This is a genomic window from Bilophila sp. 4_1_30 (assembly GCF_000224655.1).
Classification (GTDB): Bacteria; Desulfobacterota; Desulfovibrionia; order Desulfovibrionales; family Desulfovibrionaceae; genus Bilophila; species Bilophila wadsworthia.
This window is the reverse complement of sequence record NZ_JH114231.1, coordinates 1,360,747-1,378,814: the sequence shown is the minus strand read 5'-3', so window position 1 is coordinate 1,378,814 and position 18,068 is coordinate 1,360,747. Positions and strand designations below refer to the sequence as shown.

12 protein-coding genes are annotated in these 18,068 nt (G+C 61.0%); 4 read left to right on the top strand and 8 right to left on the bottom strand.

Translation table 11 applies throughout. The annotated features are described in order from the left end of the window. Nucleotides 1-423 precede the first annotated feature (423 nt). Together secD and HMPREF0178_RS06140 are read right to left on the bottom strand one after the other, a co-directional pair. The gene (gene secD, locus HMPREF0178_RS06145; RefSeq protein ID WP_009379906.1) at nucleotides 424-3,099 is read right to left on the bottom strand and encodes a protein translocase subunit SecD; all 2,676 of its coding nucleotides are present in this window, start codon (nucleotides 3,097-3,099) and stop codon (nucleotides 424-426) included. Nucleotides 3,100-3,285: 186 nt separating this feature from the next. Next, nucleotides 3,286-3,858 (bottom strand): hypothetical protein, encoded by a 573-nt coding sequence (locus tag HMPREF0178_RS06140; RefSeq protein WP_232281207.1) that lies wholly within the window; start codon nucleotides 3,856-3,858, stop codon nucleotides 3,286-3,288. Between the two features lie 194 nt (nucleotides 3,859-4,052). Between HMPREF0178_RS06140 and HMPREF0178_RS06135 the strand changes: the two genes are divergently transcribed. Next, the gene (locus tag HMPREF0178_RS06135) at nucleotides 4,053-4,301 is read left to right on the top strand and encodes a HypC/HybG/HupF family hydrogenase formation chaperone (protein ID WP_005028745.1); all 249 of its coding nucleotides are present in this window, start codon (nucleotides 4,053-4,055) and stop codon (nucleotides 4,299-4,301) included. A 357-nt stretch (nucleotides 4,302-4,658) separates the two neighbouring features. Here HMPREF0178_RS06135 and HMPREF0178_RS06130 read toward each other — a convergent pair whose 3' ends face one another. From HMPREF0178_RS06130 to HMPREF0178_RS06115, 4 genes are all read right to left on the bottom strand, one after another. Next, entirely contained in the window at nucleotides 4,659-5,939 is a 1,281-nt protein-coding gene (locus tag HMPREF0178_RS06130) for a TRAP transporter large permease (RefSeq protein ID WP_009379902.1), read from the bottom strand. Next, complete coding sequence (locus HMPREF0178_RS06125) at nucleotides 5,936-6,481, bottom strand: TRAP transporter small permease (RefSeq protein WP_009379900.1); 546 nt, start codon at nucleotides 6,479-6,481, stop codon at nucleotides 5,936-5,938. Before HMPREF0178_RS06125 ends, HMPREF0178_RS06130 begins: the two co-directional genes overlap by 4 nt. Before the next feature lie 101 nt (nucleotides 6,482-6,582). After that, nucleotides 6,583-7,590: a TRAP transporter substrate-binding protein gene (locus HMPREF0178_RS06120; RefSeq protein WP_009379898.1), complete on the bottom strand. Its 1,008-nt coding sequence runs from the start codon at nucleotides 7,588-7,590 to the stop codon at nucleotides 6,583-6,585. A gap of 161 nt (nucleotides 7,591-7,751) precedes the next feature. Continuing rightward, entirely contained in the window at nucleotides 7,752-9,341 is a 1,590-nt protein-coding gene (locus tag HMPREF0178_RS06115; RefSeq protein WP_232281206.1) for a sigma-54-dependent Fis family transcriptional regulator, read from the bottom strand. A gap of 416 nt (nucleotides 9,342-9,757) precedes the next feature. On the opposite strand from HMPREF0178_RS06115, the gene ald reads away from it, so the two are divergent. From ald to HMPREF0178_RS06100, 3 genes are all read left to right on the top strand, one after another. Further along, nucleotides 9,758-10,891: an alanine dehydrogenase gene (ald, locus tag HMPREF0178_RS06110; protein ID WP_005028751.1), complete on the top strand. Its 1,134-nt coding sequence runs from the start codon at nucleotides 9,758-9,760 to the stop codon at nucleotides 10,889-10,891. A 160-nt stretch (nucleotides 10,892-11,051) separates the two neighbouring features. Continuing rightward, nucleotides 11,052-12,422 (top strand): aspartate aminotransferase family protein, encoded by a 1,371-nt coding sequence (locus tag HMPREF0178_RS06105; RefSeq protein ID WP_005028753.1) that lies wholly within the window; start codon nucleotides 11,052-11,054, stop codon nucleotides 12,420-12,422. Nucleotides 12,423-12,549: 127 nt separating this feature from the next. After that, on the top strand, nucleotides 12,550-13,713 hold the full coding sequence (locus HMPREF0178_RS06100; RefSeq protein WP_009379894.1) for an iron-containing alcohol dehydrogenase: 1,164 nt from the start codon (nucleotides 12,550-12,552) through the stop codon (nucleotides 13,711-13,713). A gap of 191 nt (nucleotides 13,714-13,904) precedes the next feature. On the opposite strand, the gene HMPREF0178_RS06095 is transcribed toward HMPREF0178_RS06100, so the two are convergent. Together HMPREF0178_RS06095 and uvrA are read right to left on the bottom strand one after the other, a co-directional pair. Continuing rightward, nucleotides 13,905-14,693 carry a nitroreductase family protein gene (locus HMPREF0178_RS06095; protein ID WP_009379892.1) on the bottom strand — a complete coding sequence of 263 codons (789 nt, stop codon included), beginning with the start codon at nucleotides 14,691-14,693 and terminating at the stop codon, nucleotides 13,905-13,907. Between the two features lie 419 nt (nucleotides 14,694-15,112). Beyond that, nucleotides 15,113-18,037: an excinuclease ABC subunit UvrA gene (gene uvrA, locus HMPREF0178_RS06090; protein WP_005028756.1), complete on the bottom strand. Its 2,925-nt coding sequence runs from the start codon at nucleotides 18,035-18,037 to the stop codon at nucleotides 15,113-15,115. Nucleotides 18,038-18,068: the final 31 nt, after the last annotated feature.

The following is an 18,068-nucleotide window of genomic DNA, read 5'->3' as shown; positions in this document are numbered from 1 at the left end:
CCCTCATGAGGGATTCGATAAAGGATGAAAGTCTTGGGGAAGGAGGGGTGGGGGTTGGGGAGGGGAGGAAGGGGCTTTCTGAAGAAAGCCCCTTCCTCCCCTCCCCAATTTTCCAAAAGAAGCGGCGCCGGCACTGAGGAGGTAGTGCCGACGCCGTCCGAGGAGAGGGGCGACATCCTCAGGGGGATGGATGTTGCCCGAACGCGGCCACCTTCACAGGGGAAAGAAGGTGAGCCCGGGTGGAGGAGAAAACCCGGAATCCGCGCTTGCATAACCCGCCGGGCGGCCGTAAAACGCCCGACGCGTCGTCTTCGGAGGACGGAATCTCAGGGGGTGAATCCTGTCCTCCCGGACCATCAACAGGGGAGCGTTGATGGTCCCGTATTCATGGAAACGGGGGCGGGGAGAGGAGGTTTCCCGCCATCAAACCACGCCGTGTTCGCCGGGCCGTTCAAAGACGCCTAGGGTAACGGCCGTCTTGAACGAAAGGGTGTCGCCAAACAGGGGAAGCATTGGCGCTGCGACGAACAGGGAGGAAATCGTTCCCATGAAAACACCTATGAGCATAGTCAATGCGAAGCCGTAAATGACCGGGCCGCCGAGCAGGAACAGGGCGAGGGCCGCCACGAGCGTCGTGCCTGCGGTCAGCAGGGTACGGCTCATGGTGTCGCCAAGCGCTTCCTGAATGATCTCGGGCAGCGGGCGTGGCGAGTCGGGGTTCTCCCGCCGCAGGGTTTCACGGATTCGGTCGTAAATCACGATGGTATCGTTCAGCGAATAGCCGATGATGGTCAAAAGTGCCGCTACGATGTTCAGATCGATTTCTTGCCCGAGGATGACCAGCAGGCTGGTGGTCGTCGTGACGTCGAATATCAGGCTGGCCATCGCTCCCGCCGCAAAGGAGAGGCGGAACCGCCAGCACAGGAACAGGGTCAGCAGCAGTGCCGCAAGGATGCGGCCTTCCGTCGGTACGCCCATCCATTGCAGGGCGATCATGGTGGCCGTGAGCGCTCCGGCGAGCAGGGCGGCAGTGCCCCAGCGCTGTTCGAAGCGCCCCGAAATGTACACGGTGATCAGGAGCAGCGCATAATAGATGGCTTCCAGAGCCGAGCTGCGGAGATCATCGCCGACCTTGGGACCGACCGTTTCCAGACGATCCAAGGAGACCGTCCCGCCGTCGTCCACGGTCTGGAGATGGCTGAGCAGGGCTTCGCCGAGCTGTTGCGCGGGCATGTCGGGCAGGCCGAAACGAAGCAGCCAGACGGAATTGTTGTCGCCGTATTGCTGGGTCATCAGGCCTTCGAGATGCATGGGATCAAGCGCTCCGATGAGCTGCTTGTCCGAAACGGGGTGCTCGAACCGGACCTGCGCCGCAACGCCGCCCGAGAAGTCGACGCCGTACTGAAGGCCGCCGCGCCACGTACCCACGGAACCCGCCACCATCACAAGCAGAAGCGTCAGTACGCCTACGTGCTTCACGCGCTTGAGGAAGGGGAAGTGGGACAGGTAACCCGACAGGGCGCGCAGTTCCATGGGGCCGTGCATACTGAGGCGGGTGCCGTTGGTGTGCTTCATCCACGCGTCGAAAGCGATGCGGCAGAGGAAGATCGCCGAGAACATGGAGGCGATGATGCCGAGAGTCAGGGTGACGGCAAAGCCGCGTACCGGGCCGGTCCCGAACTGGTACAGGATGGCCGCGACGATGATCGTCGTCAGGTTGGAGTCCACAATGGAAAGGTTGGCACGCTCGAAACCGGCCTTGATGGCCTTGGGAGGCGTCAGGCCGAGGGCCAACTCCTCGCGTATTCGCTCAAAGATGAGGACGTTCGCGTCCACGGCCATGCCGATGGTCAGCACGACGCCCGCTATGCCCGGCAGGGTCAGGGTCGCGCCGAGCGCGGCCATGCCGCCCATGAGCAGGCTGAGGGTACAGAGAAGCATCCCGTTGGCGAGCATACCGGACCAGCCGTAGCGCAGGGGCATGATGATCATGACCGCCAGCGTGCCGATGAGTGCGGCGAGGATGCCGCTGGTGATCGACGCTTCGCCGAGGGCGGGGCCTACCGTGCGCTGTTCGAGCACGTGGACCGGAGCCGCGAGGGAACCGGAACGCAGGGAGATGGCGAGGTCCTGCGCCTCTTCGGGCGTGAACTGGCCGCTGATGCTGGCCGTGCCGCCCGCGATTTTTTCCTGAATCACCGGAGCGCTGTGGATGGTCCCGTCCAACACGATGGCGAGGCGCTTGCCGACATGTTCGCCGGTGGCCATTTCAAACAGGGCCGCGCCGCGAGGGGTGAACGACAGGCTGACCATCGAAGTGTTTTTATTGTCGAATCCGGGGCGGGCGTCGGCCACTTCCTTGCCGCTCAGGAGCGGGGTGCTGTCGAGCGCCAGTTTGGCGTTGGTCGCTTCGCCGTGCTTGCCCGTCATGGGATAGAAGGCGACGCCGGGAGGCAGATAGCCTTGGGAAATGTCGTCGCGGACGAGGTGGAAGGACAGATCGGCGGACTTCTCGACGAGCTGGACGGCACGGTTGACGTTGGTCAGGCCGGGAAGCTGGATGAGGATACGGTCGCCCTGCTGCTTGCGGATATCCGGTTCCGCCACGCCGAACTGGTCGATGCGGCTGGAGATGGTACGCAGCACCTGATCCACGGCCAGATCCTGCGTCTGCTTAACGAAGGCCGGCGTGAACGAGTAGGGCAGGTGGACCGCGCCGTCGGAACCGGTACGGGGCGTTCCGGGCACGACTTGAGGGGCGTCCTTCTTGGCGAGGGCAAGGAACGCATCGACCTGGTTGGCGCGGGCGATGATGAGTTCCTGCACGCCGCCGGGCATCTGGCGGGGGCCAAGGACGGTGATCCCGGCCTCACGGGCCTTCTGGCGAAGCACTTGCCCGCTGTTGATGAGTGCGGACTGAACGGCTTTTTCCGTATCCACGCCCAGCGTGAGCTGAACGCCGCCCTTGAGATCGAGGCCCAGACTGATGCGGGACGCGCCCGGCAGGTTGACGTCTTCCGGCATAAGCGTCGGAGACAGGAGGAAAAGCGCGCCGGCCATGACAATGGCGGCAATCGCATATCGGAACGAGAGTTTCATGAAAGCCTCTCACACGGTTGCAGGAGCAGAATGCTGTCGGGAACGGCGGAACCGCCGACAGGACGCACACTGAATTCGGGCGTTCCGGATATTCTGCGGGGAGACGTGTGAGGAGTGCAGAAGACCGGCTGCGCGAGTCAGGGCTTTTCTGTCACGCAGAAAGCGAAGGACGGAAAAGCGGAAGCTCTAGCAACCGTATGGGGGAGGCGTGGGGTAGGAGACAAGCCCGCGTTCGGCGGGAAGGAAGCAAAGGGGCGTGCCGATGGGCAGCGCCACCGGAGTGACGGAAATCTGCGGGAGGACAGGCGCGGAGGCCAACGCGGCGGCATACCCCGACGAGTGCGGCAGGGTCTTGTCGATGACGCTCTTGGGCGTCCGGGCCGTCGTTTGGCTTATGTTGCCGTTGAGCGTTTCGGAAATGCTGGCGAAGAGGTTCCTTTCGGAACGGGCAAGCGCCGCGTCAAGCTGCCGCCAACCGCTGGACGCTTCGACAAGCACCGAATCTTCGTCAACCGCATCGAAGCGCTGGAGCTGCGGGCCGATGTCATTGCCTTCCAGTTCGGAATGCTGCTCCTTGAAGACGTCCGCCGAAGGGGCCGCTTCAAGGAGGGCTTCGAACTGCCTGCTGACATCGTTGTCTATGTGCGCTTGCGCGGAAAAGGAGGAACACAGGAAAAGCCCGAAAGCAAAAAGCAGCGTCCCCAGCACGGAGCGGGAGAAGCTGGTCGTTGCGTCTTTGATGGGCTTTAGCGTATTCATGCCTTTACCCATAAAGCCGAATGGTAAGGATGTCAATAATACGCTATGGCCCTTTTCGGGGATATCTCATGCAAAATCGGAGGTTCGGGCTTGCCTGAGGGCGTGAGGATGGATACTATCATTTTCCCCGCACGGCATCCGTTTTGTGAAAACCTCCGTTCCCGCGGGGCCGAAAATCAGCGAAAGGACTCATTATGTGTCTTGCCATCCCTGCGAAAGTCATTGAAAAGTCTGATGACGGCATGTTGAAGGCCACCGTGGGCAACGGGCCGACCTGCCTGACCGTTTCCGGCATTTTGCTGCCCGAGGAAGTGGAGATCGGGGACTATATCATTATCCATGCCGGATTCGCCATGCACAAGATGGAGAAGACCGAGGCCGAAGAGAGCCTGCGCCTTTTCCGCGAATTGGCCCAAGCCACCGGGCAGGAAGCGACCTTCTGATGTGAAGAATGCGGGGAGGGGAAAATTCAGGACAAAGGAATATTCCGCGCTTTTTACCTTTCCTCAAGCCTCCCGCGCGGCCTACGTCCATACTCCCTATTACCAAGGCGTTGAGCCGTACCCTTGTTGCCCGACAGAGTGGGACAGGCCGGATTTCCTTGTTAATGTATAGCGTGAAGAAAAATCCCGGAGCGAGGGCTTCGGGATTTTTTTGTGGGAAAGGCTCCGTGTGGAAACGGAACTGTTGCAATCGCAAGCCTTGGGCTTTCTGCGGGGCGATGTCTGGCCGAAAACGGCGCGGCTCCCCGTTCGGATTGAAAAGCGCGGCAGAGTGCCCGTTCCCGTATTCCGTGTGGCTCAATACATCATGCGCGGAAGGAACAGCACGATGTCCGGGACGAAGACGCAGAGGATGATGACGCCCACGGTTACGAAGACAAAGGGCAGTGCGTTGTAGGAGATATCCTCAAGCGTGGTGTCGGCGATGCCCGAGGCGATGAAGATGTTTTCGCCGAGGGGCGGCGTGGAGAACCCGACCCCGCAGCAGCAGACCAGCACCACGCCGAAGTGGATGGGGTCCACGCCGAAGGCGGTCATGACCGGCAGGAGTACGGGCGTCGCCAGCAGGATGATCGCCAGCGTCTCCATGAACATCCCCAGAAAGAGCAGCAGGGCGATGACGAACATCCAGATGACGGCGACGTCCGAGGTGAAGCCGAGGATGTGCTCCACAATCATGTCGGGTATCCGGTACTGGACGAGCAGCCGCTCGAACGCGTAGGCCGTGAACATGATGATCAGCACGCGCCCGGTCATCCATGAGGTGATCTGGAGCGAGTGCCGGATACCCCCGAACGTCAGCTCGCGGTGGATGAACAGCCCGACGAAGATGGAGTAGAAGATGGCGACCACGGCGGCCTCGGTCGGCGTGAAGAACCCCCCGTAGATGCCGCCGAGGATGACGACCGGAGCCATGAGCGACCAAAGCCCGTCCTTGAGCGCCTTGAGCAGCGAGTCCCCCGAGCCGCTTTGGAGATCTTCCGCCACGGGCATGTTCCGGCAGAGGAAGAGGTGCATGGCGGCGAGCCCCACCGCGATCATGATGCCGGGCATTACCCCGGCGAGGAACATTTTGGTGATGGATTGCTGCCCCGACACCGCATAGACGACCATCGGGATGCTCGGGGGGATGATGATGCCCACGCCCCCGGCGGTCGCCGCGGCCGCAGCCGCATAGCCCTTGCTGAATCCCCGCCGGATCATGGCCGGGATCATAAGCATCCCCACGGCGGCGGTCGTCGCGGGGCCGGAACCGGAAATCGCCCCGAAAAACACGCAGGCCAATGCGGTGGAGACGGCGAGCCCGCCGGGGATGGGGCCGACGATGTTTTCCGCGATGGCGACAAGCCGCCGCGAAATGCCCGCGCATTCCATGAGCGCCCCGACGAGCATGAAGGCGGGCAAGGCCATGATGGGAAAGGAATTGACCGAGGTGAAGGCGATCTGCACCAGCGTGACGAGGTTTTGGTCCACCGTGTAGAGGGCGGCCATGGCCGCTACGCCGAGCGCCACGGTAATGGGTGACCCGAGCAGCATCAGCACCGCAAAGGTGGCAAAGAGGACTCCCGCCGGGCTCATGGCTTCCCTCCGTCCGCGAAAGCTTTCCGGCTTTCCTCGATTTCAATCCTGTCTGGCGCGGTGAGCTCTTTTTTCAGGATGAATTTCATCACGTTGACTTGAATGATGCGGGCGGACATGAGCGTAAAGGCGATGGGGAAGATGAAATAGATATAGGAGAGCTGCCAGTCGAGGGCGGGCGTGGCGTAGGGGAATTCCCGGAGTTCGCGGATCACGGTGAGGCTTTCCACGACCATGACGATGTTGAAGAACAGCCACACGCCGTCGCTGAGGAGCATACAGGCGTCGCCCACCCATTTGGGGAAGGGGCGGAACTGGATGGTGACCCGGTTGTGCGCGGCGAGGCGGGCCGCGTAGGAAGCCCCGAAAAAGACGAACCAGACAAAAGAATACCGCGCGAGCTCTTCCGTCCAATACAGGGGATGCCCGAACTGGCGCAGGAAAATCTGCAAGAGCAGGATCAGCACGAAAAACGCAAGCAAAACCTGGCTGACGTATCCTTCAAAATTGTCCAAAATCGCTAGAAGAACCTTCTTGAGCATGAAGTCCCCCCCGGAGAGCGCCAGCGCGGCGCGTCGCCAGTGTAGGGTAGCACGCGGGAATAGACAACCTTATGAAGCCGCTTTCCCTCTGTGCGGAAAGCCTACTTCCAAGGTTTTTTCCCGATGGCGGAGAGGAACGCGTTGATGGCGGCCCTGCCGCCCACGAACGTCTCCATTTCGGGCCAGACCTGAGAAATGGCGGCATTCCTCCAGTCGGCCTCGTCCTCGAGCTGGTCGATCTGCACGCCGGACTCGATGAGCCTCTGCCTCGCCCTCACGCCTTCGACAAGCTGGAAGGCGAGGCAGTATTCCTGCGCGTCGCGCCCGGCGTCGGTGATGAGCGTCTGCATCTCAGGGGACATTTTCCTGAAGGCCCGCTGGCTCAGGATCATGGGCTGGAGCTGGTAGGTATAGTGCACTTCGGTGACGTATTTCTGCACTTCGTTGAATTTACAGGCAAGGAAGGTGATGTAGCCGTAGCACTGCCCGTCGACCAGGCCCTGCTGGAGCGCGGTGAAGGTTTCCGCCCACGAGATCGGCACCGGATTCGCCCCCCATGCCTTATAGCAGGCGAGCAGGATGGCGCTCTGCGGGACACGGAACTTGAGCCCCTTGATGTCGTTCAGGTTTTTGATGGGTTTGCGGGAATTGGAAATGTAGCGGTAGTCGGTATAGGTCCAGCCGAGGATGCGGAAACCACCTTCCCGAATGGCGTACCCGTTGAGCAGGTCGTGGGCGGGGCCGGTGGTGGCCCGGACGACGTCGTACATGTCGTCAAAAAGGTAGGGCATGGTGAGGATGCCGAGTTTTTTCACGAACGGGACCGTATTGGCGATGCCCACAACGGCGATGTCGAGATTCCCTGCGCGCACGTTCTGGATCATTTCCGTTTCGTCGCCGAGCTGGCCGGAGGGGAAGAGCTGGACTTCCACCTTGCCTTCGGACCGGGCTTCCACGACTTCCTTGAACCGGGTGCCGATGGCCCCCATCTCGGAATCGATGGGATCGCCCATGCCCACTTTCAGGATGGTTTTCTCATAAGCGCGGGCGGGGAAGGGGCAGGTGAGAAGGGCAAGCGTCACCACGGCGGCAAGCAGGCTTTTGAGCATAGAATCCTCTCTCTTTCCATCTAGGGTCCCGTGACTGCGTGCAACCCCACACCTTATTTTGGGCTTTAGCGCACGTGGCTCGAAGGTGTCAACCTGGCCTCTTCGGCAAGCCATGCAGCCCGATTTTCCTCCTATCCGCTTGTGGATACACTTGAAAAAAATTATTTGTGGGCGATTTCCACGAGGCCGATCTTGTACCGTTGCGCTTTCCTGACGATGGTGGACTGGCTGACTTTAAGCCGCCGGGCGGCCTTGTAGGTACTGCCGGTTTCAGTGAGCGCGGCCATGATCATGTTGCGCTCCAGTTCGGCGACGGCCTCGCGCATGGGCTGGCGGAAGGAGACGCTGCCCTGCGGGAGAGGCGACTGGGCCTGCATATATTGAGGGAGATCCTGCATGGTGATTGTTTCTTCTTCGCTCATGGTCGCCAGCGACTGCACAAGGGCGCGCAGCTCGCGGACGTTGCCCGGCCAGCGGTAGGTCAGGAAGCAGTTCAGCACCTGCGGATCGAAATTTTTTTGCAGCCCGCTTTTTTTGATGATCTCCTGCAAAAAATGCATGGCGAGGACCGGAATGTCGTCCGGCCGTTCCCGCAGGGGAGGGATTTCCACGGTCAGCACCCGCAGGCGGTAAAAGAGGTCTTCGCGGAACTGCCCCGAAGCGGCCATGTCGGCCAGCGGCTTGTTGGTGGCGGCGATGACCCGCACGTCCACGGTGATGGGCTTGGTCCCCCCAACCCTGTGGAAGGGGTGCCCGTCGAGCACTTGCAGCAGCTTGGCCTGCATGGGGAGGGGGAGCTCGCCGATTTCGTCGAGGAGAAGGGTCCCCTTGTGGGCCAGCTCAAACATGCCGGGCTTGCCGCTTTTGGCCGCGCCGGTGAAGGCGCCTTTTTCGTAGCCGAACAGTTCGGATTCCATAAGCGACATGGGGATGGCCCCGCAGTTTACCGCGATGAACGGTTCCGCGCTGCGCTGGCCCATGTCGTGGATGGCCTTGGCCGTCAACGTTTTGCCGGTTCCGGTTTCGCCGAGGATGAGGGTGATGGCTTCGGTGCGGGCGGCCTTGGAGGCTTCCTTGCGCAGGCGGCGCATGGGGGCGCTGTGTCCGACGAACCCGGCATCCATTTCGGTTTCGAGGTTCTCCAGGCGCGCTTTGTAGGCGAGGGTTTCCATCTCCAGATCGGTGAGCTTGCGCTGGAGCGTCTCCAGTTCGGTCATGTCGCGGATGGAGGCGATGACCCGCCATACATTGCCCTTTTCGTCAAAAATGGGTGTGCTGGTGTTCAGGCAGCGCTTGCCGTTGGAATAGTCGTCGAACATGGTGACCGAGCGTTTTTCGATGAGCGCGCGCAGGGTGACGCAGGTTTCGAAGCGCCCCTTGTGCATGGGTTCCGTCACGTGCTTGCCGATGACTTCCTCGGCGCGCAGCCCGGCGATGCGTTCCATAGCCTTGTTGACGCGCAGGGTGATGCCGTCGGAGTCGATGACCCAGATCCCGTCGTGGATGGAGTCGAGCAGGACCGTCAGCTCCTGCCAGGGCAGTTCGGCCACCCGGTTGATCTGATCGACCGGGATTTTCGACATTGTGACAAGACGAACTTGTTCCCCGTCCGTGGAATCGTCAATGGAAACGCTTTTCCAGCGGATAATGTACATGGAACCCTCTTTGTGGTGGGCGATCAGCTCGCCTCCGTGGGGTTCGCTCAGGCTTTCTTCCACTTCATCAAATCCGCATCGTGTCAGGCGGGGCAAAAAAGGCTCGTCGTCCATCCGTCCGGGAGAAAGTTTGAGTATTTCTCCTAACATATTGTTTATAAAAATTAAATTCCATGTGTCTCCGTGGCATATTCCGGCGGCGACGAGCTCATTTTGATGGAGAATGTGATCGCAAAAGGCGGGGTATGACGTCATGAAAGAACCTCTCTAATGCAACTGTGCATCGTAATGCAAAATTGACTCGTACATTCCTGTGATTAGGCGGCAAATGATTCGAGACTGCATTGAACCCGAAAGGACCCGAAAAGAACATTTTTAAAAACTATAATAAAAAACTCATGTTATGAACTTTGGGAAAAATGGAACGCTAGTTGCTATAAAGAAGGCATGGAGTACAACCCCACCCTGAATTTCAAAACGTACTTCAACATACTGCTCTCGGAGGCACTCAAATGCGTGTAGGTATCCCCACCGAAATCAAAGTTCAGGAATTCCGTGTCGGCATCACTCCCGCTGGCGTTCATGCTCTTAAAGAAGCCGGTCACACCGTCCTCGTGCAGAAGGGCGCTGGCCTCGGCAGCATGATCACCGACGAAGAATATGTCGCCGCCGGCGCTCAGATGGTTGCTACCGCCAAGGAATGCTGGGACTGCGACATGGTCGTGAAAGTGAAGGAACCTCTGGCTCCTGAATACGACCTCTTCCACGAAGGCCTGATCCTCTACACCTACCTGCACCTCGCTCCGGAACCGGCCCTGACCAAGGCTCTTCTCGAAAAGAAGGTCATCGGCATCGCTTACGAAACCGTGCAGTTCGACAACGGCTTCCTGCCCCTGCTCGCTCCCATGTCTGAAGTTGCCGGCCGCATGGCCACCCAGGTGGGCGCTCAGATGCTGACCAAGATCGAAGGCGGCATGGGCCTCCTGATGGGCGGCACCGCTGGCGTGCAGGCCGCTCACGTCGTTATCCTCGGCGCCGGTACCGTGGGTCTCTCCGCCGCCAAGGTTGCCATGGGCATGGGCGCTCGCGTGACCATCCTTGACAGCAACCTCTTCCGCCTGCGCCAGATCGACGACCTCTTCGGCGGCCGTATCCAGACCCTGGCCTCCAACGCCTTCAACATCGCCGCCGCCACCAAGGACGCCGACCTCCTCGTGGGTTCCGTCCTCATCCCCGGCGCTCTGACCCCGAAACTGGTCACCGAAGCCATGGTGAAGACCATGAAGCCCGGTTCCGCCATCGTTGACGTCGCCATCGACCAGGGCGGCTGCATCGAACCCACCGCCAAGCACGGCGCTACCTATCACGACAAGCCGACCTTCAAGTACCCCGTCAACGGCGGCGAAGTGGTCTGCTACTCCGTGGGCAACATGCCCGGCGCCGTGGCCCGTACCTCTACCTTCACCCTGACCAACGCCACCATGCCTTACATGGTCGACCTGGCCAACAAGGGCTGGAAGAAGGCTTGCCAGGACGACAAGGCTCTGGCCCGCGGCATCAACACCTACGACGGCAAAGTGTACTTCAAGGGCGTTTCCGATGCTCTCGGTTACGAACTGCACTGCACCTGCGACATCCTGAAGTAAGACGTGATTCATGACTGGACCAGTCTCATGTCCGCATGAGACTGGCCAGTTTTCCGGTCAAAGTCAAGGGTAAGGGCAGGAAGCGGCCCATGTGCGCCAATTGGTTTTCGCCTTTAACCTTCCTGTGACAATAACATCATTATTTCATGAGGAATGCACCATGACTTACGATAAAGCTGAATTGGTCGCTCTGGACAAAAAGTACGTTTGGCACCACCTGACCCAGCACAAGAATTTCGAGCCCGCCATTTATGTGAAGGGCGAAGGGATGCGCATCACCGACATCGACGGTAAGACCTATCTTGACGCCGTTTCCGGTGGCGTGTGGACCGTCAACGTCGGCTACGGCCGCAAGGAAATCGTCGACGCCGTCGCCAAGCAGATGATGGAAATGTGCTACTTCGCCAACGGCATCGGCAACGTCCCCACCATCAAGTTCTCTGAAAAGCTGATCTCCAAGATGCCCGGCATGAGCCGCGTGTATCTCTCCAACTCCGGTTCCGAAGCCAACGAAAAGGCTTTCAAGATCGTCCGTCAGATCGGCCAGCTGAAGCACGGCGGCAAAAAGACCGGCATCCTGTATCGCGCTCGTGACTACCACGGCACCACCATCGGCACCCTGAGCGCTTGCGGCCAGTTCGAACGTAAAGTTCAGTACGGTCCCTTCGCTCCCGGTTTCTATGAATTCCCCGACTGCGACGTCTACCGCTCCAAGTTCGGCGATTGCGCCGACCTCGGTGTGAAGATGGCCAAGCAGCTTGAAGAAGTCATCCTGACCGTGGGTCCGGACGAACTCGGCGCCGTGATCGTGGAACCGATGACCGCTGGCGGCGGCATCCTCGTTCCCCCGGCTGGCTACTATGAAACCATCCGCGAGATCTGCGACAAGTACGAACTGCTCCTGATCATCGACGAAGTCGTTTGCGGCCTTGGCCGTACCGGCAAGTGGTTCGGCTACCAGCACTTCAACGTCCAGCCCGACATCGTCACGATGGCTAAGGGCGTCGCTTCCGGCTACGCTCCCATCTCCTGCACCGTGACGACCGAAAAGGTCTTCCAGGACTTCGTCAACGACCCGGCCGATACCGACGCCTACTTCCGCGACATCTCCACCTTCGGCGGCTGCACCTCCGGTCCCGCTGCGGCTCTGGCCAACATCGAAATCATCGAACGTGAAAACCTGCTCGAAAACTGCACGAAGATGGGCGACCGCCTCCTCGAAGGCCTCAAGGGCCTGATGGCGAAGCATCCCATCATCGGCGACGTTCGCGGCAAGGGCCTGTTCGCCGGTATCGAAATCGTGAAGGATCGCGCTACGAAGGAACCCATTGCTGAAGCTGTCGCCAACGCGATGGTCGGTGCCGCCAAGCAGGCTGGCGTGCTCATCGGCAAGACCTCTCGCTCCTTCCGCGAATTCAACAACACCCTGACCCTCTGCCCGGCCCTGATCGCCACTGAAGCCGACATCGACGAAATCGTCGCCGGTATCGACAAGGCGTTCACCACCGTCGAACAGAAGTTCGGTCTGTAAGAATTGAAAAGCCCGATGCCTTCATCCGGAGGCATCGGGACTTTGATTCCGAAAATCGTCGGCAGGGCAAGGCAGTGCTTTGTCCTGCTTCGACATATGAAGACTTCAACAACGCGAGGATACGACAATGGCTTTTGTGCATTACACCGTCAAGAAGATCGTGCATGGCCTCGGCGCTATTAAAGAAGCCGCTAACGAAGTGAAGAACCTCAAAGGTTCCAAAGCGTTCATCGTGACCGACCCCGGTCTGGCCAAGATCGGCGTCCAGAAGCCCCTCGAAGAAGCCCTGACCGCCGGCGGCGTCGAATGGAAGCTGTACGCTGAAGCCCAGCTGGAACCCAGCATGGATTCCATTCAGCACTGCACCGACGAAGCCAAGGCTTTCGGCGCTGACGTGATCATCGGCTTCGGCGGCGGTTCCGCCCTCGACACCACGAAGGCCGCTTCCGTGCTGCTTTCCAACGAAGGCCCCATCGACAAGTACTTCGGCATCAACCTGGTTCCGAATCCTTCCCTGCCCTGCATCCTGATCCCCACCACGTCCGGCACCGGCTCTGAAATGACCAACATTTCCGTGCTCGCCGACACCAAGAACGGCGGCAAGAAGGGCGTTGTTTCCGAATACATGTATGCCGACACCGTCATCCTCGACGCCGAGCTGACCTTCGGTCTGCCTCCCCGCGTGACCGCCATGACCGGCGTTGACGCTTTCGTTCATGCCATGGAATCCTTCTGTGGCATCGCTGCCACCCCGATCACCGACGCCCTGAACCTTCAGGCCATGAAGCTGGTTGGCGCCAACATCCGCCAGGCCTATGCCAACGGCAAGAACGCCGCCGCCCGCGACGCCATGATGTACGCCTCCGCCCTCGCCGGCATGGGCTTCGGCAACACCCAGAACGGCATCATCCATGCCATCGGCACGACCCTGCCCGTGGAATGCCACATTCCTCACGGCCTGGCCATGTCCTTCTGCGCTCCCTTCAGCGTGGGCTTCAACTACATCGCCAACCCCGAGAAGTACGCCATCGTGGCCGACATCCTGCGTGGCGATGACCGTTCCGGCTGCATGAGCGTGATGGACCGCGCCGCCGACGTGGAAGACGCCTTCCGCGATCTGCTGAACGACCTCGACATCGCCACCGGCCTCTCCAACTACGGCGTGAAGCGTGAAGACCTGCCCGCCTGCGCGGACCGCGCCTTCGCCGCCAAGCGCCTCCTGAACAACAACCCCCGCGCCGCTAGCCGCGACCAGATCCTTGCTCTGCTCGAAGCCAACTTCGAAGCCTAGTCCTTGGATTTGAGATAAGCCATTGACCGGGGGAGGAACTGCGCAGTGCGCCTTTCCTCCCCCGGTTTCTTCGTTTCAATGCACCACATAGGGAGGATCTCCTTCAGGCGTTGAAAAAACGAAAGAAAAGCCCTGAACAAACATTCAGGGCTTTTCTTTCGTTTTTTCAGGGATTGAATATGTATCAGCGGCTACTCTACGACCGTCAAACGCACGGGCTTGCGCGGGGGAACACGGGCATACTGGACGGCAGGATACCCGATCATGAGCCCTCCGCAGATCTTGCGGCCTTCGGGAAGGGGGATGCCGAGGTCCACGCCGTTGCTGGCGGCGGCGATGACGAAACCGCTCCAGCAAGTCCCGATGCCGTAGCTGTGCAGGGCGAGCTCCAGATAGCTGACGGCGGCGGCACAGTCGAGAGCGTTCCACGGCATGTTGGCGTCACCGTGCGCGAGGATGAGGGAGGGGGCCCCCCGCAGGATCGGATCCTGCCCGGCGCGGAAAGCCGATGCCACATGGCTGTATTTTCCGGTAAGCGTCGACATCCAGTCCGCCACGCGGGAGGCCAGATCGTGCAGCCTGTCGCGGCCTTCCACCAGCAGCCACGCCACTTCCTCACAGTTGGACGCCGTCGGCGCGTAGCGGGCCTCTTCCAGCGCCTTGAGCAGCACGCTGCGATCAACGGGTTCGTCTTTATACGCGCGGGTGGAGCGCCGCGTCTTAAACAGCATGTCGCGCTGCAAGTCGGAAAGCGGGGCATCTTCGACAAGCGGCAGGGAAGAGGGCGCGATATGTTCCAAGGTCAGGGCCGCCTTGGGACAGACGGCGACGCAGTGGCCGCACCGGATGCAGCGGGCCAGAGCCCCGTGCAGGACATCCACAGACCCGTTGGTGTGGCGTCCGAGGATGCGCTGCGGGCATACGCTGATGCAGCGCCCGCACCGGATGCAATGATCTTGGTTGAGTTCAAGAGAAACCATAGGCAGTCCTTTGGAAGCGTTTCGGAAAGAACACCGTTTCCCGGCGGCTTCCCGCCTTTTGTGTCCTGAGCGGACGTTGTTGCGCCCATTGTTCCGGTTTCCGCCGGAGGGCTTCGCTCCGATCAAAAAACGAACCGGGGAGGAAGGAGGAAAAGGAAGGGGGGGCGGCCCCAAAACAATATCCCTCCCTGTAGCTGGGGCGAGTTGATGCCGATTTTTGCCGCTTTAGAGCAAGGGCCTTGTACCCCTCGAAGGCAATCTGCGTTCTGGTGGGGACGCTGCGGACAAGCCGATAAACACAGATGCCTTTGGAAAGCGAGGGATGGGACCCGCGTCGGCAGGCTTGGGGAAGGGAGCCGCTTTCCCTTGGAAAGGCTTCCCTTCCCCAATACTTCCATGCAGTTCAAAGGGGATCGGCGTTAGCCGTCTCCGAGCTTGCGCCGTGTCCGCCGTTCTTCGGTGAGGAACTTGCCGGTAACGGAATTCGGATCGGCCATGATGGCTTCAGGCGTTCCGGCGGCGACGATGCGCCCGCCGTTTTCCCCTCCGCCGGGGCCGAGGTCAATGACGTAGTCCGAGGCGAGGATGACGTCCGTGTTGTGCTCGATGACCACGACCGTCGCGCCGAGCTCCACCAGATGGTGCAGCACGGTGACGAGCTTGCCGACCTCGTGCATGTGCAGTCCGGTGGTCGGCTCGTCGAGGATATACATGGTGCCGGGCAAAGAACGCTTGCCGAGCTCGCGCGATATCTTGATGCGCTGGGCCTCGCCGCCGGAGAGGGTGGTGGCGGGCTGTCCCAGACGGATGTAGTCGAGCCCCACATCTTCCAGTACGGCAAGGCGGCGTTCGAGTACAGGATAATTGGAGAAGAACTGGCGGGCCTCACGTACGGGCATGTCCAGCACTTCCGAGATGTTCAGCCCCCGATAGCGGACTTCGAGGGTTTCGTGATTGTAGCGCTTGCCCCCGCACACGTCGCAGGTGACGTACACGTCGGGCAGGAAGTGCATTTCCACGCGGATCTGACCGTCGCCGCTGCACGCCTCGCAGCGTCCGCCCTTGACGTTGAAGCTGAACCGCCCCGGCTGGTAGCCGCGCTTGCGGGCGTCCGGGGTCATGGCGAAGATGTTGCGGATCTCGTCGAAGATCTTGGTATAGGTAGCCGGGTTGGAGCGCGGCGTGCGTCCGATGGGCGTCTGATCGATGGCCACGATGCGCTCGATGGCCTCCACGCCGTCGATGCCCCGGATGCTGCCTGGCTGATCCACGCGGATGCCCTGCGCCAGCGCGAGGTGCTTGTACAGCGTGTCCACCACGAGTGAGCTTTTGCCCGAGCCGGAAACCCCGGTCACGCAGGTCAGCGTGCCGAGCGGAATGGGACAGTCGATATCCTTGAGGTTGTTGGTCGTGACCCCGCGCAGGGTGAGCCAGCCTTTGGGCTCGCGGCGTTCGTCGGGGATGGGTACGGACAGATCCCCCCGCATGTACTTGGCGGTCAGCGTCTCCGAGTGCTTGATCAGGTTCTCGAAAGAGCCGTGGTACACCATGTCGCCGCCGTGCGCGCCGGAACCGGGCCCAAGCTCGATGATGTGGTCTGCCTCGCGGATGGTGGCTTCGTCGTGCTCGACCACCAGCACCGTGTTGCCGCGTCCCTGAAGGCTGCGGAGCGTGGCAATGAGGCGTTCGTTGTCCCGGGGATGCAGGCCGATGGACGGCTCGTCGAGCACGTAGGTTACGCCCACCAGCCCGGAACCGAGCTGGGAGGCGAGGCGGATGCGCTGCGATTCCCCGCCCGAGAGCGTGGTCATGGTGCGGCCCAGCGAGATGTAGTCGAGGCCCACATTGGTCATGAACGACAGCCGGTGATTCAGTTCTTTGAGGAGCGGCTCGGCGACGAGGGCGTGGCGCCCGTCGAACTCCCTCCCGTTCAGCCAGCGGAGAGCGCGTTCCACGGGCAGGGAACAGAACTGGTGGATGTTGAGATCGTCCACGCGCACGGCCAGCGATTCGGGCCGCAGGCGCGCGCCGTGGCATGTGGGGCAATCCATGCTCTGGAGGTAACGGGACAGCAGATCTCGCCACATGTCGCCGTACTGCATACCTCGTTCAAGCAGGGGGATGACGCCCGGCCAGTTGTCCGTGGCCAGCTTGTACGGGCCATCATAGGCTTTGACCGGAGCGGGTGCGTTGTCGTCGTACTCCGGCGACTCAAGGGCCACGGAGCCGCCGAGGCGGTTCCTGCGCAGGCCGCTCTTGGACTTCTGTGAGGGATCGTCCTCACCGTAGAACAGGGCTTGCAGGGCCTCGGGAGAATACGCGGACAGCGGCGTGGACAGGGTGAAGCCGAAGCGCTTGCCGAGGGCGGTCAACGCCTCTTCATAGCGGGCGAAGGTCTTGGGGTTGGCCCACGGCAGGATGGCCTTGGTGTTCAGGGACAGGCCGCGGTTGGGCGCGATGAGCATGGGCTCGAAGTATTCCACGGTGCCGAGCCCGGCGCAGCGCGGGCAGGCTCCCTGCGGGCTGTTGAAGGAAAAGAGCTGCGGGCTGGGTGCGGGCAGGCTGATTTTGCAGACCGGGCAGACGGATTCCGTGGCGTGCAGCGTGTCGCCGTCGGCTCCCTTGTCGGGTTCGTTCACGATGATCCGGCCCTCGCCGTAGCGCAGGGCCAGCTCCACCGAGTCGGCCAGACGCCCCCGGATGCCGTCCTTGATGACCAGACGGTCAATCACGAGATCGATGGTGTGCTTCTTGTTCTTGTCCAACGCGGGGATATCTTCCATGCCGTACAGCTGACCGTCCACGCGCACGCGCACGAAGCCCTCGGCCTTCAGTTTCTTGAAGCGGTCGAGGTGCGTTCCCTTTTGGAGTTCCACCAACGGGGCCATGATGATGACTTTCGTGCCTTCGGGCAGGGCGAGGATGTCGGCGATGATTTCATCGGCGGCGCGCGCCTCGATGGGGCGTCCGCATTGTGGGCAATACATCTTGCCGAGGCGGGCGAAGAAGACGCGCAGGAAGTCGTAGACTTCAGTGACGGTGCCGACCGTGGAGCGCGGGTTGCGGCCCGTGGTCTGCTGTTCCAGCGAGATGGCGGGGGAAAGGCCCTCGATCTTGTCGACGTCCGGCTTGTCCATCTGCGGAAGGAACTGGCGGGCGTAGGCGGAAAGGGATTCCACATACCGGCGCTGGCCTTCCGCATAGACGATGTCGAACGCGAGTGTGGATTTGCCCGATCCCGAAGGGCCGCAGACGACCACAAGTTCGTCGCGGGGGATGTCGAGCGAGAGGTTCTTGAGGTTGTGCTGGCGCGCACCCTCGATATGGATGGAGGAATGACTCATGAGGTTCCTTGGAAAGTCTGTCCAGACTGGG